19 protein-coding genes are annotated in these 22,778 nt (G+C 68.5%); 12 read left to right on the top strand and 7 right to left on the bottom strand.

What is annotated here, in order from left to right; genetic code table 11:
* Window positions 1–3: 3 nt before the first annotated feature.
* The 5 genes from glgX to E3O44_RS02200 all read left to right on the top strand — a co-directional run bounded on the left by glgX (window position 4) and on the right by E3O44_RS02200 (window position 7,581).
* A complete protein-coding gene (gene glgX, locus E3O44_RS02220) occupies window positions 4–2,214 on the top strand; it encodes a glycogen debranching protein GlgX (RefSeq protein ID WP_134532089.1) in 2,211 nt (736 codons plus the stop codon).
* A complete protein-coding gene (gene treY, locus E3O44_RS02215; RefSeq protein ID WP_134532087.1) occupies window positions 2,211–4,589 on the top strand; it encodes a malto-oligosyltrehalose synthase in 2,379 nt (792 codons plus the stop codon). Before glgX ends, treY begins: the two co-directional genes overlap by 4 nt.
* A complete protein-coding gene (treZ, locus tag E3O44_RS02210; protein WP_134532085.1) occupies window positions 4,586–6,412 on the top strand; it encodes a malto-oligosyltrehalose trehalohydrolase in 1,827 nt (608 codons plus the stop codon). The genes treY and treZ overlap by 4 nt, the downstream gene beginning before the upstream one ends.
* A complete protein-coding gene (locus E3O44_RS02205; RefSeq protein WP_134532084.1) occupies window positions 6,409–6,924 on the top strand; it encodes a hypothetical protein in 516 nt (171 codons plus the stop codon). The genes treZ and E3O44_RS02205 overlap by 4 nt, the downstream gene beginning before the upstream one ends.
* Window positions 6,925–7,044: 120 nt before the next feature.
* Complete coding sequence (locus tag E3O44_RS02200) at window positions 7,045–7,581, top strand: hypothetical protein (RefSeq protein ID WP_134532082.1); 537 nt, start codon at window positions 7,045–7,047, stop codon at window positions 7,579–7,581.
* A 30-nt stretch (window positions 7,582–7,611) separates the two neighbouring features.
* Here the strand turns inward: E3O44_RS02200 and E3O44_RS02195 are convergent, their stop codons facing one another.
* The gene (locus E3O44_RS02195; RefSeq protein WP_134532080.1) at window positions 7,612–8,994 is read right to left on the bottom strand and encodes a DUF2252 domain-containing protein; all 1,383 of its coding nucleotides are present in this window, start codon (window positions 8,992–8,994) and stop codon (window positions 7,612–7,614) included.
* A gap of 39 nt (window positions 8,995–9,033) precedes the next feature.
* Complete coding sequence (locus E3O44_RS02190) at window positions 9,034–9,825, bottom strand: oxygenase MpaB family protein (RefSeq protein ID WP_134532078.1); 792 nt, start codon at window positions 9,823–9,825, stop codon at window positions 9,034–9,036.
* A 142-nt stretch (window positions 9,826–9,967) separates the two neighbouring features.
* Between E3O44_RS02190 and E3O44_RS02185 the strand changes: the two genes are divergently transcribed.
* Window positions 9,968–10,531: a YceI family protein gene (locus tag E3O44_RS02185; protein WP_134532076.1), complete on the top strand. Its 564-nt coding sequence runs from the start codon at window positions 9,968–9,970 to the stop codon at window positions 10,529–10,531.
* A gap of 51 nt (window positions 10,532–10,582) precedes the next feature.
* Here E3O44_RS02185 and E3O44_RS02180 read toward each other — a convergent pair whose 3' ends face one another.
* The 4 genes from E3O44_RS02180 to sepH form a co-directional block, all read right to left on the bottom strand.
* Window positions 10,583–11,566 (bottom strand): FUSC family protein, encoded by a 984-nt coding sequence (locus E3O44_RS02180; protein ID WP_241975958.1) that lies wholly within the window; start codon window positions 11,564–11,566, stop codon window positions 10,583–10,585.
* A gap of 50 nt (window positions 11,567–11,616) precedes the next feature.
* The gene (locus tag E3O44_RS02175) at window positions 11,617–12,798 is read right to left on the bottom strand and encodes a winged helix DNA-binding domain-containing protein (RefSeq protein WP_134532072.1); all 1,182 of its coding nucleotides are present in this window, start codon (window positions 12,796–12,798) and stop codon (window positions 11,617–11,619) included.
* A gap of 44 nt (window positions 12,799–12,842) precedes the next feature.
* Window positions 12,843–13,145, bottom strand: coding sequence for a hypothetical protein (locus tag E3O44_RS02170; RefSeq protein WP_241975956.1), 303 nt, complete (start codon window positions 13,143–13,145; stop codon window positions 12,843–12,845).
* 169 nt (window positions 13,146–13,314) lie between these two features.
* Entirely contained in the window at window positions 13,315–14,430 is a 1,116-nt protein-coding gene (gene sepH, locus E3O44_RS02165) for a septation protein SepH (RefSeq protein WP_134532069.1), read from the bottom strand.
* A 194-nt stretch (window positions 14,431–14,624) separates the two neighbouring features.
* On the opposite strand from sepH, the gene E3O44_RS02160 reads away from it, so the two are divergent.
* Window positions 14,625–14,918 carry a DUF4193 domain-containing protein gene (locus tag E3O44_RS02160; protein WP_134447980.1) on the top strand — a complete coding sequence of 98 codons (294 nt, stop codon included), beginning with the start codon at window positions 14,625–14,627 and terminating at the stop codon, window positions 14,916–14,918.
* A gap of 9 nt (window positions 14,919–14,927) precedes the next feature.
* Here the strand turns inward: E3O44_RS02160 and E3O44_RS02155 are convergent, their stop codons facing one another.
* Window positions 14,928–15,383, bottom strand: a complete 456-nt coding sequence (locus E3O44_RS02155) for a DUF3093 domain-containing protein (RefSeq protein WP_134532068.1) — start codon at window positions 15,381–15,383, stop codon at window positions 14,928–14,930.
* Between the two features lie 38 nt (window positions 15,384–15,421).
* Between E3O44_RS02155 and dut the strand changes: the two genes are divergently transcribed.
* From dut to acnA, 5 genes are all read left to right on the top strand, one after another.
* Entirely contained in the window at window positions 15,422–15,910 is a 489-nt protein-coding gene (gene dut / locus E3O44_RS02150; protein ID WP_241975954.1) for a dUTP diphosphatase, read from the top strand.
* Complete coding sequence (locus tag E3O44_RS02145) at window positions 15,907–16,536, top strand: DUF3710 domain-containing protein (RefSeq protein WP_134532064.1); 630 nt, start codon at window positions 15,907–15,909, stop codon at window positions 16,534–16,536. The genes dut and E3O44_RS02145 overlap by 4 nt, the downstream gene beginning before the upstream one ends.
* Window positions 16,537–16,563: 27 nt before the next feature.
* A complete protein-coding gene (locus tag E3O44_RS02140; protein ID WP_134532062.1) occupies window positions 16,564–17,352 on the top strand; it encodes a DUF3159 domain-containing protein in 789 nt (262 codons plus the stop codon).
* Between the two features lie 37 nt (window positions 17,353–17,389).
* Window positions 17,390–19,768, top strand: a complete 2,379-nt coding sequence (locus tag E3O44_RS02135) for an HAD-IC family P-type ATPase (protein WP_134532060.1) — start codon at window positions 17,390–17,392, stop codon at window positions 19,766–19,768.
* Window positions 19,769–19,955: 187 nt separating this feature from the next.
* Window positions 19,956–22,775, top strand: coding sequence for an aconitate hydratase AcnA (gene acnA / locus E3O44_RS02130; RefSeq protein ID WP_134532058.1), 2,820 nt, complete (start codon window positions 19,956–19,958; stop codon window positions 22,773–22,775).
* Window positions 22,776–22,778 lie beyond the last annotated feature (3 nt).

The following is a 22,778-nucleotide window of genomic DNA, read 5'->3' as shown; positions in this document are numbered from 1 at the left end:
CCCTTGGAAACCTGGCCAGGCACCGCTTACCCACTCGGCGCGACGTTCGACGGAACCGGAACGAACTTCGCCATCTTCAGCGAGGCGGCACAACGCGTCGAGCTGTGTCTCTTCGACGACGACGGCGTCGAGACCCGCGTCGAGGTGATCGAGTCGAGTGCGTTCATCTGGCACTGCTACCTCCCGCTCGTGCAGCCGGGGCAGCGGTACGGTTACCGGGTGCACGGGGACTCCAACCCCGCTGAGGGTCACCGCCTGAACGAGAACAAGCTCCTGCTCGACCCGTACGCCAAGGCCACCGCGGGAACGATCGACTGGGACCCGTCGCTGTTCTCGTACAACTTCGGCGACCCGGATTCCCGGAACGACGACGACTCCGCCCCGCACATGATGCTCGGCGTCGTCGTCAACCCGTTCTTCGACTGGCTCGGCGACCGCCCGCCGCGCACCCCGTACAGCGAATCCTTCATCTATGAGGCGCACGTGAAGGGCCTGACCGAGCTCATGGAACTCGTGCCCGAGTCCCAACGCGGCACCTACGCGGGGGTCGCGCACCCCGCGGTCATCGACCACCTCCAGAAACTCGGAGTCACCGCCATCGAACTGATGCCGGTGCACCAGTTCGTCAACGACGGCACGCTCGAAGAGAAAGGGCTCCGCAACTACTGGGGCTACAACACCATCGGCTTCTTCGCCCCGCACAATGCGTACTCCTCGACGGGCGATCGCGGCCAGCAGGTGCAGGAGTTCAAGGGAATGGTGCGCAGCCTGCACGACGCCGGCATCGAGGTCATCCTCGACGTCGTCTACAACCACACCGCGGAGGGCAACCACCTCGGCCCGACAATCTCGTTCAAGGGCATCGACAACGAGGCCTACTACCGACTGATGGACGACGACAAGCGGTATTACATGGACTACACGGGCACGGGGAACACCCTCAACGTGCGTCACCCCCACGTCCTCCAGCTCATCATGGACTCGCTGAGGTACTGGGCCATCGAGATGCACGTCGACGGCTTCCGGTTCGACCTCGCCTCGGCCCTCGCCCGTGACCTCTACGACGTCGACAAGCTCTCCACCTTCTTCGAACTCGTCCAGCAGGATCCGATCGTCTCGCAGGTGAAGCTCATCGCCGAGCCGTGGGATGTCGGCCCCGGCGGCTATCAGGTCGGGAACTTCCCGGCCCAGTGGACGGAATGGAACGGGAAGTATCGGGACACCGTCCGCGACTTCTGGCGGGGTGAGCCATCGACGCTCGGAGAGTTCGCCTCGCGGATCACGGGCTCCGCCGATCTCTACGAGCACTCCGGCAGGCGCCCGGTGGCCTCGATCAACTTCGTCACCGCGCACGACGGCTTCACCCTCTCCGACCTGGTCTCCTACAACGAGAAGCACAACGACGCCAACGGTGAGGGCAACAACGACGGCGAGTCCCACAACCGCTCCTGGAATTCCGGCGCAGAGGGGCCGACGGACGACGCGGAGGTCCTCGCCCTGCGCGCCAGGCAGCACCGCAACTTCCTGACCACCCTGCTCCTGTCCCAGGGCGTGCCGATGCTCCTGCACGGCGACGAGCTCGGCCGCACCCAGCAGGGCAACAACAACACCTACGCCCAGGACTCCGAACTCAGCTGGATCCACTGGGACACGGCGGACCAGCCGCTCATCGAATTCACCGCGGCGATCTCCCGGCTGCGCAAGGACCACCCGACCTTCCGCCGCAGCCGCTTCTTCGACGGGCACCCCAACGCCCTCGCCGTCGACGGCGACACCCTGAGCGACATCGTCTGGCTGAACAGCGACGGCGAGGAGATGCGCACGGAGGACTGGGACGAGGGCCGGGCCGGCACGGTCGCCATGTACCTCAACGGTGACGGCATCCGTGAGCGCGACTCCCGCGGCCAGCCCGTCGTCGACGTCAACTTCCTGGTCTGCTTCAACACGGATGCCGACGACGTCGAGTTCCGGTTGCCCCCGGCGATCTACGCTCCGCAGTGGGAGATCGTGGTCGACACGGCCGGCGAGGGCGCCGACGCGATCCCACGCCCTGCCGGCGCCATCCAGACCGTCAAGTCCCGGTCCGTGGTCGTGCTGCGCGCGTACACGGCTCCCGAAGTCGCGCCGGACCATTCCGTCGCCGCCTCCCTCGCCGGCCTGGCCGGAACGCCGACCGCGCTCGCGCTCAACCCGGACCACGTGGTCGAGCCATGAGGATCCCGCACTCGACCTACCGGCTGCAGATCACGGCGGCATTCGACCTCGACGCCGCGGCGGGCATCCTCGACTACGTCGTCGGCCTCGGCGCCGACTGGATCTACCTCTCGCCGCTCCTCACCTCCGCCGACGGCTCGGACCACGGCTACGACGTCGTCGACCACGCCGCCATCGACCCCGCTCGGGGCGGGCCGGAGGGGCTCCGCCGGCTCGCGGCCGCGGTGGCGGATGCCGGGCGCGGCATCCTCGTGGACATCGTGCCCAACCACATGGGCGTCGACGACCCGCACCGCAACGACTGGTGGTGGGACCTGCTCCGATTCGGGCAGGTGTCCCGCTACGCGGAGGCGTTCGACGTGGACTGGGCGGCCGGAGACGGAAAGATCCTGCTGCCGGCCCTCGGCGACGACACACCGGGAGAGGGCAGCGAGCTCGACCGGCTCGCCATTGTCGGCGGCGAACTGCGCTACTACGACCACCGGTTCCCGATCCGTCCCGGAACAGCCGAAGACGGTGCGGACGCCAGGACCGTGTATTCCCGGCAGCACTACAGCCTGGTCAACTGGCGGCGCGCAGACCACGAGCTCAACTACCGGCGGTTCTTCGCCGTGAACAGCCTCGCCGGCATCCGCGTGGAGGTCCCCTGGGTCTTCGAGGAGTCGCATCGCGAGATCGTGCACTGGGTGCGGGACGGTCTCGTTCAGGGCATCCGGGTCGACCACCCGGACGGCCTCGCCGACCCGGGCGGCTACCTCGACCGGCTTCGGGACGCCACCGACGGAACCTACGTGCTCGTCGAGAAGATCCTCGAGGGCGACGAGACGCTGCCGACGAGCTGGTCGACGCGGGGCACGACGGGCTACGACGCCCTCGCCGACGTCGACCGGATCTTCGTCGACCCGGAGGGCCGGCCCGCCCTCGACGCGCTCGAAAAGCGCCTGCAGGACGACTCCCCAGCGCCGGGGGACCACGGCCGTCCGCAGTCCTGGGCCGAGCTCGTCTCCGAGCGCAAGCGCGGCATCGCCGACGGAATCCTGGGCTCGGAAGTGCGCCGGATCGCCCGGCTCATCCCCGAGGTTCCCGGGCCGGAGGCGGTCGACGCCCTCGCAGAGCTGCTCACCGCTATGCCGGTGTACCGTTCGTATCTTCCGCTCGGCTTCGAGTTGCTCGACGAGGCCGCGCGTCGCGCGTCCGCCCGCAGGCCGGACCTGGCCGGAACGATCGGCACGCTGCTGTCCGTGCTGGCCGACCCGGCGAATCCCGCAGCCGTCCGCTTCCAGCAGACCTCCGGCATGGTGATGGCCAAGGGCGTCGAGGACACCGCCTACTACCGCTACAGCAGGCTCACCTCGCTCAACGAGGTCGGGGCAGACCCCTCGGAGTTCTCGATCGATGCCGACACCTTCCACGCGCGCCAGCAGGCCAGGGCGGCGACCTTCCCCGACTCGATGACGACGCTCTCCACGCACGACACGAAACGGGGAGAGGACGTCCGCGCCCGCATCTCCGTCATCGCCGAGGTCCCGGCGGAGTGGGAGGCGACCCTCGACACGCTCCGCGCGAACGTCTCGCTCGACGACGGACCCCTCGAGAACCTGCTCTGGCAGGCGGTCGTGGGGTCGTGGCCGGCCAGTCGCGAACGGCTCGGCGCCTATGCGCTCAAGGCGGCCCGCGAATCGGGAACGTCAACGACCTGGAACGCCCCGGACGCCGCCTTCGAGGCGAAGCTCGAGGCCCTGGTCGCCGCGGTATTCGACGACCCGACCGTCACGGCGGCCCTCGCGGGCTTCGTCGCACGGGTGCAGCAGGCCGGCTGGAGCAACTCCCTCTCGGCCAAGCTCGTGCAGCTCACCATGCCGGGAGCGCCGGACGTCTACCAGGGCAGCGAGCTCTGGGAGACCTCCCTCGTCGACCCGGACAACCGGCGACCCGTCGACTACACCGTCAGACGGGACATCCTCGCCCGACTCGACGACGGATGGCTGCCGCCCGTCGACGAGACCGGCGCCGCTAAGCTGCTCGTCACGAGTCGCGCCCTGCGCCAGCGCCGCGACGCCCCGGAACGGTTCTTCCGCCACGCCCCCGTTGCGGCCTTCGGCGCCGCCGCCGGACACCTGCTGGCCTTCGACCGCGGCGACGCCGTCACGGTCGCCACCCGGCTCCCGCTCGGTCTCGCCGCCGACGGCGGCTGGCGGGACACGACGGTCGTGCTCGCCGGCATCCCGGTGACCGACGTCCTGACCGGGGAACGGTTCCCCGGAGGGACCCTCTTCCTGCGTGACCTGCTGCGCCGCTATCCGGTCGCCCTCCTCGTTCCGGATGACGACCGGGGAACCGCAGCACCGATCAGCACGGGGGAGACCGGCCGATGAACACATCAGAGCCCGCTCACGAGGACCGGGATGTCGAGGACTGGGATTTCGAGGTCTGGGCGCCGTACGCGCAGGCGGTCGACCTGTTCCTGCGCAGCACCGTCCCCGGCTCCGCAGAGGAACCGGTCACCCGGTCCATGAACCGGGCAGAGGACGGCTGGTGGCGCCTGAGAATGCCCGACGGCGGAGCCGAGCCACGCGACTACGGATTCGTGATCGACGGTGCCGGCCCGTTCCCCGATCCGCGCTCCCGCCGCCAGCCCGCAGGCGTGCACGCGCTGTCCCGCACGTTCGACCCCGGCGCGCACGCGTGGCAGGACTCGGCCTGGACCGGCCGCCAACTCGCGGGCGGCACGATCTATGAGCTGCACCTCGGCACCTTCACGTCCGAGGGCACCCTCGATGCCGCGGCGGCACGCCTCGGCCACCTCGTGAGCCTCGGAGTCGACTTCGTCGAGCTCCTGCCGGTCAACGCCTTCAACGGAACCCACAACTGGGGCTACGACGGCGTGCTCTGGTACGCCGTGCACGAGGGGTATGGCGGACCCGCCGCCTACCAGCGCTTCGTCGACGCCTGCCACCAGGCCGGCATCGGAGTGATCCAGGACGTCGTCTACAACCATCTCGGACCGAGCGGAAACTACCTGCCCGAGTTCGGACCGTACCTCAGCGAGTCCGCGGGGAACACCTGGGGGTCCTCATTGAACCTCGACGGCCCGGACTCGGACCCGGTCAGGCGGCACATCATCGGGAACGCGCTGATGTGGCTCGACGACTACCACGTCGACGGATTGCGCCTCGACGCGGTGCACGCCCTCCGTGACGACCGGGCCATCCACCTGCTCGAGGACATGGCAGGGGAGGTCGCCGCGCTCAGCGCATTCACCGGTCACCCGCTGACCCTGATCGCCGAGTCCGACCTCAACGATCCGCGCCTGATCACTCCGGCGGAAGCGGGCGGCTACGGCCTCGACGCCCAGTGGAGCGACGACTTCCATCATGCCGTGCACGTTGCCCTGACGGGGGAGACCACCGGCTACTACGCCGACTTCGCCCCGCTCGGCGCCCTGGCCAAGGTCCTGACGCACGGGTACTTCCACGACGGCACGTTCTCGAGCTTCCGCGGCCGCACGCACGGTCGTCCCATCGACAGGCAGCGGATGCCGGCCTGGCGTCTCGTCGTCGGCAGCCAGAACCATGACCAGATCGGAAACCGGGCCATCGGCGACCGCCTGACCGGCACGCTCGACGCCGGCCAGCTCGCCATTGCCGCGACGCTGACCCTGCTTGGTCCGTTCACCCCGATGCTCTTCATGGGGGAGGAGTGGGGTGCAACCACCCCGTGGCAGTTCTTCACCTCGCATCCGGAACCGGAACTCGGCGAAGCGACCGCAACCGGGCGGATCGGCGAATTCGCCCGGATGGGCTGGGACCCCGCGGTCGTGCCCGACCCGCAGGACCCGGCGACGTTCACGAGGTCGCGGCTCGACTGGGATGAATCCGAACTCCCGGAGCACGCGAGGCTTCTCGGCCTCTACCGGCGGCTCGCGGACCTCCGTCGCGCCGTGCCGGACTTCACCGATCCCCGTCTCGACCGGGTCGGCGTCGACTACGACGCCGACGAGTCCTGGCTGTGCCTCTGCCGTGGTTCAACGGAGATCCTCGTGAATTTCGCAGCCGATGCCCGGACCCTGCCCGCAGGGACCGGTGCCGTGCTCCTCGACTTCGGGACGGACGGGCCTGCGCTCCTCTCCCGCGAGGAGGACGGGTCCGTCCTGCTGGCGCCGCACGCCGTCCTCGTCATCGCAGGGACCACCGCGTGATGAGACACGGTGGCTTCCTCTCCGCGGAGACCGGAGCAGCCCTCGACGCACTCGCGGCCCTCGACGCCGCAGCGGACCCGCTCGACCGCGTGCGCGGCCTCCGCCGGCTGCAACTCGCACTCGACGCCGACCCGGCGACCCTCTCCGCGGTGCGGGATGCCCTCGTCTCGGGGATCGGCTGGGATGCCATCTCGGAGGCGGCCGGGCTGAAGCCACCGGCGGCCCGGTGGCGGTGGAGCGGCTCCGACTCCGAGATCGCCGCCCGGCTCGAGGCCGGCCGCAAGCGGTCTGCGCGTCCGAGTTCGGTGCCGACCGAACTCCCCGGATACTCGGTCGCCGAGGCCGCGACGAAGCTCGGTCTGACCGTGCAGGCCGTCTATCTCCGGGTCAGCCGGGGTAAGCTGGCCAGCCAGACCATCGAGCTGCCGGACGGCCGCTCGTACAAACGGGTCTTCCTCGACGCAGCGGACGAGGTGAACGGCCCGCCGGACACGTCCGGCCAGGCCGGCTGAACCGGACCGACTGAATCGGATCGACTGAACCGGACCGGGCGGATGCCCACAGCTTCAGACCCACAGATACGCGCCGAAACCACATACGTGCCGAAACCACAGGGATGACGGAGTACCACCATGACTGATTTTCCGACAGAGAACTTCAACCGCACCACACCGTACAACACGGGTGACAACACGGCCGTGACCCCGGTCGTCAGCACGGAGACCGGGTCCCGGGCGATCTCGGCCCCGCCGGAGAAGCAGCCGAGACCGGCATCCGCCGTCTCGGCCAGCGGCGGCGGAGCGTCGCGCACGGCACTCGTCGTGCTGGCCGCGATCGGGATGCTCGGACTCGCATTCGTCGTGATGATCCTCGTCGGCGTCTCGAGCGAGAGCATCAACGCCCTCGCCGTCTTCGCGACTCCGATCGCCTCGATGGTCGCGGCGTACTACGGAATCACCCTGAGCATCCAGCAGGTCAAGAACGAACGCGCCGAGAAGGAGACCGCGATCAAGCGGGCCGACGTCGCGGACGCCTCGAGCCGGGAGACTGAGGTCTGGGCGGCCCAGATGGAATCGGGACTTCGCGTGGCGATGGCCAAGCTCACCGCGGCACACATCGGCACCGACGAGGTCACCAAGGCAGCGGGAACGCCGGACGGTTTCTTCTAGGCGACGGTTACTCCCCGGCGTCGGTTCCTTCTAGGCGCTGACGAGGCGCCCTGACCTGATCGCGCCGACGAAGCCGGCATAGTCGTTCGTCGCCTGCTGGGCGTATGCGACCGCGAAGTCGGCGAAGGCCCGGTCGGCCTTACCGCTCAGGCCCAGGTAGGCGGCGATGGGCACGGGGTCGCCGGAGCGGGCGTGGGCGCGCGCGAGCGTCGTGCCGGTCAGCCGGGCGTATGCGAGGAGCCCTGGCGCGGCGAAGGTGGCAGGATCGGGCGACCATTTCATGTCCCGCAGCTGACGCGCGTAGTATTGCCCGCCGAGCGGGGTCGTCGCCCAACCGAGGAACACGTCTCCGGACGCCTGCATCAGGCGCTGCCCCTCCACGACGCGCTGACCGGCATGGGCCGGCCCACCGGGTGAGCCCGGCTCCGTGGTGGGCCTCTCGATCACCGATTGCTGTGCTTCCTTGAGTTGCAGCACGAGGACGTCGTCCGGTCCGATGCCCTCGAGCAGGGCGACCCAGGAATACAGGCCGACGCTGCCGACCCCGACGACCTTGTGGGCGAAGTCGATGATGTGGAATCGGTCGAGCAGGCGCCTGCGGCTGTCGTTGAGCGATTCACGATAGGCGGAGAAGGTCGATTCGACGATCTCGGCCGTCGAGCCGGCGAGCGGGATCCTGGTCAGCAGGGGCGGCTGGTCGAGGAACTGCCGGTGCCCGTCCACAACACGGGTGAGCTTGCGCACGACGGACCACGTGTCGCGGGTCTCCGCCTTGGCGACGCTGTCCCTGACCGCGCGGCGACCCGTCTTCCCCGTCGACGCGGAGATGATGGCCTCGACGTGGCTCGACTCCATCCGGTCGTACCAGACGCGCATGATCGGCATGCTCGAATAGTCCTGGATCGTGCTGCGATAGCTGCGCGCGCTCTCCAGGGCGGCGGCCCTGCCGACCTCGGCAGGCAGGCCGGCGTCGGCCGCCGCGAGGACGAACGAGGTCGCCAGACGCTTCACGTCCCATTCGAACGGCCCACGCCACGTTTCGTCGAAATCGTTGACGTCGAAGACGACACGGCGGTCCTCACTGGCGAACAGGCCGAAGTTGGAGAGGTGTGCGTCGCCGCAGAGCTGGGTTTCGAGACCCGTGTCCGGCAGCGCGGCCAGGTCCCTGGCCATCACGAGCGCGGTTCCCCGAAAGAAGGTGAACGGCGAAACGCCCATACGGGCATGCCGGAGCGGGATCAGGGCCGGGTCCCGCGTCTGCGCCTGGCCCAACAGGAGGTCGACCGGATCGGCGCGATCGGCCGGAGCCTCCCATCGGGCGAGCGACGAGCGCGGCAGCCGCAGCCGCGCGGCACGGCCGAGCTCTTCGTGCCCCGCCGTCGTGGGGCGAACGGTGTCCGTCGTGCTGTTCATTGCGAGAGTGTATCGCTCCGGCAGGCGCAGCGGGCCAGGTCAGCGAACGCGATCCGGAACGGCCGACCTGGCGGGGGAACCGAGGTAGTGGTCGCGCGGCCAGTGCCGCACCCACCTCGGGAGCTGCGGGTAGACGCGCACGACGATGCGCAGCATCCGATCGAAGCGGCGTTGCTGTCGAGGGGACCAGCTCAGCTCGAACAGGTCGCGCACGGCGGGAGGCAGCAGTCCCACGGTGACCGGGCGGGCGAGGGGCATGGCCAGGCGCAGCAGGAACGGCCCACCCCGGGGGTGCAGGAGCCGCCTGGCGACCGCGCGCGTGGTCTCGTCGGTGCGCAGCCCCTCGAGCCGCTGCTGCCAGTACACGGCGAAGGCCGCCCGATCCCGCGGCCAGAGCGCCTCAGGGACTTGCAGCGCCGTGCCGAGCACCGCGTACTCCCGGTACAGGGACTCGGCGGTGGTGTCGTCGAACGCTCCGAACACCCGCTCGTACATGCCGATCGCCGAGTCGTAGAGCGTCGCAGCGACCCAGAGTTGCAGCTCGGGCGTGAAGGCGTTGTACGCGGGCGCTCCGCCCGCCGCAGCACCGACGACGGGAACGTGGGCGCGGTTCACCCTCCGGACCGCGGTCCTTGCCTGATCGGGAGTGCCGCAGGTCACGGCGTATGCGTAGCTCAGGGTGCCGGCCAGCCGGTCGAGGGGCCGGTTCTCGAAATCGCTATGGTGGGCGACACCGTGCCCGATCGCCGGATCCGCGAGCTGGAGCAGGATGGAGCGGCCGCCCGCGAGCAGCATGACGGCTTCGCCCGCGATGTCCCGAAGCTGTGGCATGTCGGCCTCCCTGTGCTCGCCGAGTGTAGTCCGGACAAAGTATTTCGGAAGATTCTCTCCGATTCGGAATAAACCCGCTCTCTATGCGCTTGCATGTATCCGAGGGCGGCGATCCATCCGTCACGCAGACTTGAGGAGCATCATGACCGAAACCACCGCGACGACCATCCCGGGCTACAAGGCCGGAACCTGGACCATCGACCCGACCCACTCCGAGGTCGGCTTCAGCATCCGCCACATCATGATCAGCAAGGTCAAGGGCACGTTCGACAGCTTCGCGGCGACTTTCGTCACCGGCGAGAACCCCCTCGACTCCGTCGTCACCGCCTCGGCAGACGTCGCTTCGATCAACACCAACGAGGCCAACCGCGACGGTCACCTCCGTACCGGCGACTTCTTCGAGGCCGAGACCTACCCGACGATCGACTTCGTCTCCACCGGTGTCCGTGAAGTCAAGGGCGAGTTCCTCGTCGACGGCAACCTCACGATCAAGGGCGTCACCAAGCCCGTCACCTTCGACTTCGAGTTCGGCGGCTTCGGCACCGACCCGTACGGCAACTACAAGGCCGGTGCAACGGCCAAGGCCGAGATCACCCGCGCCGACTTCGGCCTCAACTACAACGCGGCACTTGAGACCGGTGGCTTCCTCCTCGGCGACAAGGTCACCATCACCATCGAACTGCAGGCCGTCCTCAACCAGGCGTAGTCTTCCCGGTTCGTGAAAGGGGTCCCACTTCGGTGGGGCCCCTTTTTTCGGCTATTCGCCCTTGATCTCCTCGCGTACCCTGCGGAGGTCCTCCATGAGCGAACCGATCAGGATCCAGTGCTGCGGATGCGGCGTCATGATCAGGAGCGGCTCGGTGAGGGCGGGCGGTTCGACCGCGACCGGCAGGTGATCCCGATCGGGATAGTCGGCCTCCGCGGCGAGCAGTCGCAGGTCGTGCGCCGAGCGGCTGAGCTCGACGGTGATCGCGAGCACGGTCGGCTCGAGGTGCAGCGAATGGTCGTAGTGGTCCCTGAGCGACCTGGTCATGCCGATCGTCCGGGTCACGAGAGAGGTCAGCCGGTTGTAGAACTCCTCGTCCACGTCGAGCAGGCGTCGATTCGTGGTGTGGCGTGGATTCAGGGTCAGGCTCTCCTCCGCGGATTTGAGCGCCTTTTCCGCCTTGTTCAGCATCGGCCGCAAGAGCCGCGCCTTGATCATCATTTCCTCGATCTGGGTCTGCGTCTGCGGGAATCGCAAGGCGTCGACGATACGGTCGAGGGTGTCCGCGACTTCACGCGCGAGGCGGATGACCGTGTCGTGTGCGGGCGCGAGCAACACCGGCGGCACGATGAGCGCGTTCACGAACAGGGCGGCCGCGGCGCCGATCATTGTCTCGATGATGCGGTCCCTGGCGTATTCCGGGGTCGTGGCCCCGATGGAGAGCACCATCATGGCGCTGATCGGGATCTGGCTCGCCGAGCTCGGGGCCAGTCGGAGCGCCCAGGCGAGCAGGATGCAGAACACGATCGCGAGCAGGACGATCCAGCTCGACTTGCCGAACGCGACGCCGACGCCATAGGCGACGAGCACCCCACCGACGACGCCGAGGCTGCGCTCGATCGCCCGGCCGAGGGTCTGGTTGATGTTCGGCTGCACGACGAGGAGGGCTGCGATCGCGGCGAAGATCGGGAGCTCTGTGTGCAGGAGGCCTTGCGACAGTACCCAGCCGAGCATGACGGCGAGTGAGGTCTTCACAGCCTGGAGCAACGGAATCCGGCTCGAGGATCGAACGCGGGCCGATATTCTCACCCGTTCAGGATATCGTGCTCGCTCCGCCGGGGGGGAGCAACCGGGGGCGTGACCGTGGTGGGAATCCCGGTGAAGCGGGAATAGTCGCGGATTGCCCTGGCGAAGCCCGTGGATCGCCGCGCGCTGAGGGTACTGAACGGCGCCGCCTCGACCGCGACGGTCGGTCCCGCTGACCTGGTACGTGTCGTCTCCTTCCGCCAGGTCCCGATCACGCGGCCGTCCGCGACGATGAGCGGCAGGAAGATCCCGTTGAGACCGGGCACGACCCGCGGGAAGTCCTCGTTCGCCACGACGTACGACCGGTCGCGGTAGCCGAGCAGGTACTCATCGAAGCCGGGCAGTGCGAGTACGGGAGAGCGCTGCGCCGGCCTCGATCCGAGGACCCCGCGTTCCGTCGCAACGGGCAGGAGCAGGGACTCCCCGTCCACCTCGAGCTCCTCCAGCCGGTCGCCGGCTTCCGCGAGAGCGACCCGGGCGTCGGAGACGGTGAGCTGGGTCCACGCGACGAAGTCGCGCAGGGTGGCCGGGCCGTGGCCGTCGAGGTAGCGCATCAGGAATTCGGCGAGTCCCTCAGCGCGATCCAGGCGGCGCTGCACGGGTGCCCACTCGTCGAGCAGGGCGAGGGCCGGCTGGCCGTCCTGGTGGGGCCCCCACGCCACGAGCCCCGCGAGCGCGAGGGAGACGATCAGGTGGTAGCCGCGCTGGCCGTCCGGGTCGATCCCCGCGGACCGCAGCCCGGCCAGGAAGGGGGTGCGGCTGAGGTGCCTGCCGCCGGAGAGGAGGTCGGTGGCGGCCACAGCGGCCGAGGCCACGATGGTGGCGTCGAGCCCGAGTTGCCTCTGCCGGGTCTCCAGCGAGGAGAGCACCCTCTCTGCGGTGAGGTCGAGCAGCCACCGGACGTCGGTTGCCGGGACCAGGTGCAGGGTCCCGCGCATCGGATACGATCGCACGATCGAGCCGGCATCGAGTGCGGCCGTGACGTCGGCGGCGACGGTACCGGGGGAGCGCACCCCGATCGCCCAGCTGGCCGCGGGGAGATCCTGGGCCTGGACCGCGAGCATCCGCTCGACCACGGCGAGCGGACCGCCGAGGCCACCGGTCGCCGTCGCGGTCGCGGATAGCCCGTGGCTCAGCAGGCGGAGGCGCAGGACATCGGAGCGGGAGGCGCGCGTGGACATGCGGCCAGTATGACGCTGAGCGCGGACACTCTCGAATCGGCCGGTCAGTCGAACGTGCGCAGCAGCACCCAGTCGTCGTCCTCCGCAGCGTGCCGCACGTCGAAGACGTGCGTTTCGCCGTCGTCCGACGTCGCCTGGAACCGCCAGCCGGCGATGCAGAGCGGCGGATGGCCCACACCGAAGGTGTATGGGTCGAAGGGTCGCCACCAGTCGGCGGTACCGACGAGAGCCGTCGGCGTATCCGTCACCCGGAATCGTCGCGCGCGCCAGACGATGCGGCGGGGCTCTCCCGCGTTGTCCGTCGTGACCCTGACGGGTTCAGGGTGCTGCGCGTCGATCGGGACCACTGACCACCTCGCCTGTCGCATCGAACGTATGTTCGATAAAACTATAACAAGGGGGTCGACAGAATGCTAGACGGGGTCCCCGGCGGAGTCTCCACGGACCGCGCGCGGCGGTTCAGCCGTTTCGCGCCACGCATGCCTGGCGCGAAACGGCGGAAAGGGCGCGCGGCGCTCAGGCGAGGTCGTCGTCGGTGCGGGCACCGAAGACGATCTCGTCCCAGCTCGGCATCGATGCACGTCCGCGCTTGCCGAGGTTGCCGGTGTTCCGCGGCTGCCCGGTCGCGGCCTGGGAGGCCCAGGCATTGCGGGTCGGGTCGGTGCGCGGCGCCTCGACCGGGGTGTCGGCGACGGATGCCTGCGCCGGGTCGTCGATGAGTCGCGGGCCGCTCGGTGCCGGCGTTTCGCTCCGCGGTTCCGGGGTGAGCGCACCGGAACCGAGTACGGCGGCTTCACGCTCACCGCGGCGGCGACGCAGTGACTCGAGCAGGTCGGCGGTCTCGCTCAGGCTCTTGGGCGGTTCCGCGGCGCGCTTGATCGCGGCCTTGGACACGGCGTCCGTCGTTCCGGCGGATCGGGAATAGGGGATCGGGTCCAGTTGGGGCGCGGTGTCGTTCATGAGCTCGTCCGCGAGTGATTCCTTGAACGTGAACGCGCCGCTGTCGAAGCGGGACACGTCTGCAGGGCTCGTCTCCGCACCGACCGCACGGAGACGGGGGATGAGGGCGCCCTTGAGCTCGCCCTGCTGGGAGAGGGCGATGGCCTCGTTGCCCAGCGGGGAGAGGGCGTTCTTCTTCGGTTCGAAGGACCAGCGGGCATCGTGGTCGATATCGTCGGCGGTGAAGGCGAGCTTGACGATCCAGCCTGCGCCGGGTTCCTTCCAGCTCGCCCAACGCTCGTCCGTCGCTCCCAGGGATGCGAGACGCTCGCGGATCACTCCGCCGAACGTCGCGGGCCCCTCTCCGGGATCCGGCTCGATCGCGGTGTGGACGGGCACGCCGAGGGCGCACGAGACGATGTACTCGCGTTCGGCGACCACGGGGCCCTCGAAACGGCGCACGAAGTCGATCGGGGCACCCGTCACGGCGGCGACGTCCTCTGCCGACATTCCGGCGCGGATGTGCGCCTGCACGTCCCTCGGGGACAGCTTCGTCTTCGGGGTGTGTTCTATCTGGCTCTGGCGAAGCCGGGACTGGAGAACCTCGTCGATGGGGATCCGAAAACGGTCACCATCCTCGCTCGCTGCAAGCAGCGCGCCGTTCTCTACTCCGATTACCTTCAAATCCTGCATGGCGAAAGCCCTCTCGCGATCACTGATCCGCCAACACTGTCATGGAACGCCCCTCATTCCGGGGAATACGCCGGGCGTGCCGTAAGTTGACCACTCAGCCGAAGTAATCAGCGGCGGCGGTTTGCTATTCCTTCGGGATTGTTGCAAACTGTGCCCGCTGATTTCGTTAATCGGCATTAAATGAATGGATGGGCATGGCAACCGATTACGACGCACCCCGAAAGTCCGAAGACGACTCTGAGTCGATTGAGGCCCTCAAGGAGCGCGTACCGGACAAGATGTCTGGCGTCGTGGATGTAGACGACTCAGACAACCCCGGTGGGTTCGATTTACCCGGTGCCGATCTGTCCGACCTCGACCTCGATGTCGTCGTCCTGCCCCCGCAGGCCGATGAATTCACCTGCGTAGAGTGCTTCCTCGTGAAGCACCGTTCGCAGATGTCGCACGAGACCAAGCTCGGCCCGGTCTGCCTGGAGTGCGACTCCTAAAAGCGCGTTTTAGTTACTTGATGCCGGCCGTCGTGATCCATTGATCGCGGCGGCCAACGTCGTTGGGTGACGTGTCGAGACGAGCCAGTACGGTGCCGGATCCCGGGGATCCTCGATCGGTACCCGAACGACGGGGCCGATCCAGCCCCTGATCAACAACCAGGCCCGCGCGTCGAGCCTGCGCCCGCGCTCGAGCGTCGCTTCCGAAGCCTCGAACGCAACGGCCTCCCCGACGAGCTCCGTTGTTATTCGCGCGCGACCCGCCGTGAAGACACCGTCCGTCACGGACACGACGGGAGCCGTCAGCAGCAGAGTGAGGACAGCGGCGCCGTAGAGCACGATGGCGACGATGATTCCCCAGAACATCGAGATCGGTGCGAAAACGAGGATGCTCGCCGGTATCAGCAGGGCGGTCGCGAGGAATGGGGCTGGTGAGGCCCAGAGTTTTTCACGATATTCAGGCATGGCTCTATTCGATCAGACTTCTGCACTACCCTCGACACGTGGCAGAAAGCGTCGAAGTGTTGATTACCGCATCCATCGTTCCGCGGTACGCGCATCCGGGCGACGCCGGAGCCGATCTGCACTCTGCGGATGAGCTGGTCCTCGCCCCCGGTGAGCGTGCCCTGGTCGGCACCGGCGTGTCGATCGCCCTCCCGGACGGTTACGCGGCGTTCATCGTGCCCCGCAGCGGCCTCGCGGCCAAGCACGGCATCACGATCGTGAACTCGCCGGGTACCGTCGACGCCGGCTACCGCGGCGAAATCAAGGTGTCGCTGCTCAACACCGACCAGACCGAATCTTTTGCGATCGCCGTGGGCGATCGCATTGCCCAGATCATCGTCACCCCCGTCTCCCGGGCCGCCTTCATTCCCGTCGACCGGCTGCCGGACAGCCAGCGCGGCGAGGGCGGTTTCGGATCGACCGGAGTGCGTGAAACGGGAACCGGCCGGCAGCCCGCCGGCTCACCAATGTCAGGAGACACCCCGTGACCGACGTCGCGAATGCGGACCAATTCCCGGAACCACTGCCGAAGTCGGCGCCAGAGGACCGCGAGACAGAGGGACCCCTCGACGAGAGCGAGGCGAACCCGGTTCGACCGTACGTCGACCTCGGCGGCGTCAAGGTGCTCCCGCGTGAGGGCCTGCACCTGCGCCTCGAGATCGAAGAGGGCAGCAAGCGGGTCGTGGCCATCGGCCTCGACTACGCCGGTTCGACCTTGCAGGTGCAGCCGTTCGCCGCACCCCGGTCCAGCGGCCTCTGGCACGAGATCCGCGACCAGATCGCGGACCAGATCGGCAAGCAGGGCGGCACGACGACCCTGCGCGAAGGCCCGTTCGGACCGGAGCTCGTCGCCGAGATCCCCGTCGCGACCGGCCAGGACGCCTCCGAAACCAGCAGGCTCGCCCGCTTCATCGGCGTCGACGGGCCCCGCTGGTTCCTCCGCGGCGTGATCGCGGGCGAAGGCGCCATCAACCCGGACGCCGCCGCCCAGATCGAGGACCTCTTCCGCAGCATCGTCGTCGTGCGGGGGTCCGCACCGATGCCGCCGCGCGACCTGATCCCGCTGCGCATGCCGGTCACGCCCGCCGGCCCCGCAGAGCCCGCAGACGCCTGACCCGACCGCCAGGAAGATCGCCCCGACATGACGGACAACCCAGCCTCCCGCGACGAGCGGGAGACCCCGCACCCGACCGGGCCGGACCCGACGCAGCCGGATCCTGCGGTGGCCGCGCCGAACGCCGTGTTCGCCGAAAGCATGGCGGCCGCGGCCCGGCGTGCCGGTTTCTCGCCAGCGGCGGAGGGGGCGCCGATCAGCGGCCACGCCCTGCTCGCGGCGATGGGCGGCATCCGCGGCCTGGTCGAGGCAGTGGTGCCCGGACTCGTCTTCCTCGTGACGTACACCCTGACCCGCGACCTCATTCCGTCCCTCGTCGCCCCGATCGTGATCGGCGTCGTGATGGCCGGGCTGCGAATCATGGCCAGGCAGACGGTGACGCAGGCGGTCGGCGGGCTCGTCGGCATCGGCATCAGCGCCGTGCTCGCCCTGCTCTCCGGTAAGCCGGAGGACTTCTACCTCTCGGGCTTCTGGATCAACGGAGCGTACGGCGGAGCTCTCGTGATCTCGATCGTCGTGGGGTGGCCGCTCATCGGCCTCGCCGTCGGCTTCCTGGTCGGTGACGGCGTGAACTGGCGGTCCGACCCGTCGAAGCGCCGGGTGCTGACCCTGCTGACCGTCCTCTGGGCCGGTCTGTTCCTCCTGCGCCTCGCCGTGGAACTGCCCCTCTACTACACGGGGAACGTCGCCTGGCTCGGCGCGACGAAGCTCCTGATGGGCATCCCGCTGTACGCGCCGCTCCTCATCGTGTCGTGGCTCATGGTGCGGTCGGTCTACCGTCCGAACCCGCCGGCCGACGGTGGAACCGGGAACTGATCCATGACTGCCGCAGCGGCGTGACCGGCCTCGAGCAATGAGCGAAACAATCCCGCTCGACGGGCTGAGCACTACCCAGGTCGCCGAACGACTCGCCGACGGCAGGGGCAACGATGCCGGCCAGCCAACGTCGCGCACCATCGCCGACATCCTGCGCGAGAACGTCTTCACCCTGTTCAACGCGATCCTCACGGTCTGCTTCATCGCGGTCGCCGTGCTCGGTGACTACCGGGACGGCCTGTTCTACATCATCGTCGTCGCCAACGCGCTCATCGGGATCGTGCAGGAGGTACGGGCCAAGGTCGTGCTCGACCGCCTCGCTCTCTTGGCCATCCCCGAAGTCGCGGTCAAGCGTGACGGCCTGGCGCACATCGTCCCGCTCGGACTCGTCGTCCAGGACGACGTGATCATCCTGCGGCCGGGTGACCAGATCCCTGCGGACGCCGTTGTCCTCCAGGGCGACGATCTCGTCGCCGACGAATCCCTGCTGACCGGGGAGTCCGATCCCGTCGTCAAGGTCGTCGGGGACGAGCTCCTGTCCGGCTCGTACGTCTCGGGCGGCTCCGGGTACGCACGGCTGACGCACGTCGGCGCCGCGTCGTACGCGAACCGGCTCACCGCCGAGATCCGGCGGCACTCCCTCGTGCACTCCGAGTTGCGGGCGGCGACCAACCGGATCCTCGTCGTGCTGTCCTGGCTGCTCGGCCCCGTGATCCTGCTCACCCTGATCGGCCGGATCGCGGCATACGGCGGTCTGGACTCCCTCTTCACCGGGATCGACGGGCCGTGGCGGAGCGCCCTGCGGGACTCGGTCGCCGGCGTCGTCGGCATGATTCCCGAAGGGCTCGTGCTGCTGATCAGCCTGGCCTTCGGCCTCGCCGCGGTTCAGCTCGCCAGGCACAAGGTCCTCATCGAGGAACTCGCCGCCGTCGAGGTGCTCGCCCGCGTCGACGTGCTCTGCCTCGACAAGACCGGAACCCTGACAAGCGGCAAGCTCGAGTTCGACCGGCTCGTCGTGCAGTCCGCCGCCCACGAAGCGGATGCGCGGCTCGTGCTCGGCGTCTTCGGCACGGATGATGCCGCCAACCTCACCGCGCGGGCGCTCGGTTCCCACTTCGACCCGGGCCAAGCCGTCGTGAGCGCTCGGCTTCCGTTCAGCTCCGCCCGCAAGTTCAGCGGCCTGACCCTCGCAGGCCCGGGCGCAGCCGCATCCTGGCTTCTCGGCGCTCCCGAGCGGCTGCTCGCGGCGCACCCCGAATCGCTCGCCGCGGCATCCGTCATCGCCGCGGAAGGTCGCCGCACCATCGCACTCGTGCGCCTGGCCGACACGGCGGCCCTGGACGGCGCCGTCGACCCCGAGGAATGCGTTCTCGAGCCGGTCTGCCTCGTCGTGTTCAGGGAATCCGTGCGACCACACGCCGCGGAGACGCTGCGGTACTTTGCGGCGCAGGGGGTGCGCGTGATCGTGATGAGCGGGGACAACCCCGTGACGGTCGCGGCGATCGCACGCCAGCTCGGCGTCGGCGGTGAGACCATCAACGCGGCGGAGCTCGCCGACGATGAGGCCCTCGCCGCGGCGCTGACGACCGCGAGCCTGTTCGGACGCGTGAGCCCGGAACAGAAACGGACGGCCGTCGCCCTGTTGCAGGGAGAGGGGCGCACGGTCGCCATGACCGGAGACGGCGTCAACGACGCGATGGCGATCAAGGATGCCGACCTCGGCATCGCGATGGGTTCCGCGACGCCGGCGACGAAGGCAGCGTCGCGTCTCGTCCTGCTCGACAATCGCTTCGACCGCCTCCCCGAGGTGCTCGGCCTCGGCCGCCGGGTCATCGCCAACGTCGAACGCGTCGCCAACCTGTTCCTCTCCAAGACGGTCTACGGCATCCTGATCGCGCTCACGACGTCGCTGCTCGCCCTGCCGTTCCCCTTCCTGCCGCGGCAGTTGACCCTCGTCTCCGGCCTCGCGATCGGCATCCCCGCATTCGTGCTCGCGCTCGCGCCCAACCGGCGGATCTACACCCCCGGCGTCCTGCGCCGCATCATTCGCTACGCCGTGCCGACCGGCGCCATCGCCGCCGCGACCGCACTCGTGACCTTCATCGTCCTCCACGGCAGGATCCCGCTCCACGAGGCGCGGAGCGTCACGACCATCTCCCTCTTCGTCGTCTCCCTCTGGATCCTCTGCGTGCTCGCCCGGCCGCTCACCGGGCCCCGCCTCGCCCTCGTCACGGGGATGGCCGCCGCCATGGTGCTCGCGTGCACGATCCCGTTCAGCAGGGTGTTCTTCGTCATCGACGTGCGGCTCGACCTCCCCCTGCTCTTCGGGATCGGCGTCGGAGCCCTCGGAGCGGCGGGCATCGAGCTCATGTACCGGTACGCGCGACGCACCGGCCTCGTCTTCGACCGCGAATAGGGCATTCTCGACGAAGACCGGGCATCGGCTCCCTGCTAGAGTTATCTCTACGTCAAGATAGTTTGGCGTTGGCATCGTTCGGTGACGCCGCCGGTTAGGATACCCTTGCTGGCCTGGCGCTGGTCCGTTCGTCAGGATTGGGGACTGCGGACGGATTCCCGTCAGTTTCCACAAAGGAGAGGGCATCGTGTCTGCGTTAAACAGTTTTGGAGCCAAGGACACCCTCCGCGTCGGAGCGACAGACTATGAGGTCTTTCGCCTGGACTCGGTGCAGGGTTACGAATTGCTGCCGTTCAGTCTCAAGGTGCTGCTGGAGAACCTCCTCCGCACCGAAGACGGCGCCAACATCACGGCCGATCACATCCGTGCGCTCGGCGCCTGGGTTCCCACGAGCGAACCCGACACCGAGATCCAGTTCACGCCGGCCCGCGTGATCATGCAGGACTTCACCGGAGTGCCCTGCATCGTCGACCTCGCGACCATGCGGGAGGCCGTCGCCGAACTCGGCGGCGACCCGAACAAGATCAACCCGCTCGCCCCCGCGGAACTGGTCATCGACCACTCGGTCATCGCGGACCTCTTCGGCAGCGAGAACGCCCTCGAGCGCAACGTCGAGATCGAATACGAGCGCAACGGCGAGCGCTACCAGTTCCTCCGCTGGGGCCAGACCGCCTTCGACGACTTCAAGGTCGTCCCGCCGGGAACCGGCATCGTGCACCAGGTCAACATCGAATACCTCGCCCGCGTCACGATGACCCGCGTCGCCAACGGCGTGCTGCAGGCATACCCGGACACCTGCGTCGGCACGGACTCGCACACGACGATGGTCAACGGCCTCGGCGTGCTCGGCTGGGGCGTCGGCGGCATCGAGGCAGAGGCGGCCATGCTCGGCCAGCCCGTCTCCATGCTCATCCCCAAGGTCGTCGGCTTCAAGCTCACCGGCTCCATCCCGACCGGCGTCACCGCGACGGATGTCGTCCTCACGATCACGCAGATGCTCCGCAAGCACGGCGTCGTCGGCAAGTTCGTCGAGTTCTACGGTGAGGGCGTCGCGGAGGTCCCCCTCGCCAACCGGGCGACCATCGGCAACATGAGCCCGGAATTCGGCTCGACCGCCGCAATGTTCCCGATCGACGACGTCACCCTCGGCTACCTGCGCCTCACCGGCCGCAGCGAGGAGCAGGTCGCCCTCGTCGAGGCATACGCGAAGCTGCAGGGCCTCTGGCACGACCCGGCCCGCGAACCCGTCTTCAGCGAGTACCTCGAGATCGACCTCGGAACCGTGGTGCCCTCGATCGCCGGACCCAAGCGCCCCCAGGACCGCGTCGAGCTCAGCCGCGCCAAGGACCAGTTCGAGACCGACCTGCAGAGCTACGCGACCCAGGACCTGTCCCAGGTCGATGCCGCAGTCGAGGCGACGTTCCCCGCATCCGACCCGATCGGGTTCACCGCACAGGACGAGAACAGCGCCCACGCGATCTCGCACACCCACGTCAGCCACCCGCCCAGGACCATCTCCACCCCGGTCGCGATCGAGACCGCCGCGGGAGCCAGCTACACCCTGGACCACGGGGCTGTCGCCGTCGCCGCGATCACGTCCTGCACGAACACCTCCAACCCGAGCGTCATGCTCGCGGCGGGCCTGCTCGCCCGCAACGCCGTGAAAAAGGGCCTGACGAGCAAGCCCTGGGTCAAGACGACCCTCGCGCCCGGCTCCAAGGTCGTCACGGACTACTACGAGAAGGCCGGCCTCACCGGCGACCTCGAGGCCCTCGGTTTCTACACGGTCGGCTACGGCTGCACCGTCTGCATCGGCAACACCGGCCCGCTGATCGACGAGGTCTCCGCGGCCATCAACGAGAACGACCTCGCCGTCACGGCCGTGCTCTCCGGAAACCGCAACTTCGAAGGCCGGATCAGCCCCGACGTCAAGATGAACTACCTCGCGAGCCCGCCGCTCGTGATCGCATACGCCCTCGCCGGTTCGATGAACTTCGACTTCGAGACGGATGCGCTCGGAGACGACACCGAAGGCAACCCGGTCTACCTCAGGGACATCTGGCCGGATTCCGCCGAGGTGCAGTCGACGATCGACAGTTCGATCGACACCGCGATGTTCACCAAGGAATACGGCGCGGTCTTCGAAGGCGACGAGCGCTGGCGTTCCCTGCCGACGCCCGACAGCGAGGTCTTCGAGTGGGACAGCGAGTCGACCTACGTGCGGAAGCCCCCGTACTTCGACGGCATGACCCTCGAGACCACTCCGGTGAGTGACATCGTGGGCGCCCGCGTCCTCGCGAAGCTCGGTGACTCGGTCACGACCGACCACATCAGCCCGGCGGGCAACATCAAGGCGGACAGCCCCGCCGGCGCCTACCTCGTCGAGCACGGCGTCGCCCGCGGCGACTTCAACTCCTACGGATCGCGCCGGGGTAACCACGAGGTCATGATCCGCGGCACCTTCGCCAACATCCGGCTGCGCAACCAGCTCCTCGACGACGTCGAGGGCGGCTACACCCGCGACTTCACCGTCGAGGGCGCCCCGCAGTCGTTCATCTACGACGCCAGCCAGAACTACCAGGCCGCCGGCATCCCGCTGGTGATCTTCGGCGGCAAGGAGTACGGCTCCGGGTCCTCGAGGGACTGGGCGGCCAAGGGAACCAGCCTCCTCGGAGTCAAGGCCGTCATCACCGAGAGCTTCGAGCGGATCCACCGCTCGAACCTGATCGGGATGGGTGTCGTGCCGTTGCAGTTCCCGGCAGGCGAGAGCTGGGCGTCCCTGGGCCTTGACGGCACAGAGGTCGTCTCGATCGCGGGCCTGGCGGAGCTCAACGCCGGCGTCACCCCGAAGACGGTGCACGTGACCGCCTCCCCGAGCGAGAACTCGGCCGCCGGCAAGGCCACCGTCGAATTCGACGCGGTCGTGCGCATCGACACGCCCGGTGAGGCCGACTATTACCGGAACGGCGGCATCCTGCAGTACGTTCTTCGATCACTGGTCGCATAACCC

Source organism: Cryobacterium algoricola, assembly GCF_004402485.1.
GTDB lineage: Bacteria > Actinomycetota > Actinomycetes > Actinomycetales > Microbacteriaceae > Cryobacterium > Cryobacterium algoricola.
The sequence above is the reverse complement of the archived record's forward strand: the minus strand, read 5'-3'. Positions and strand labels throughout refer to the sequence as shown.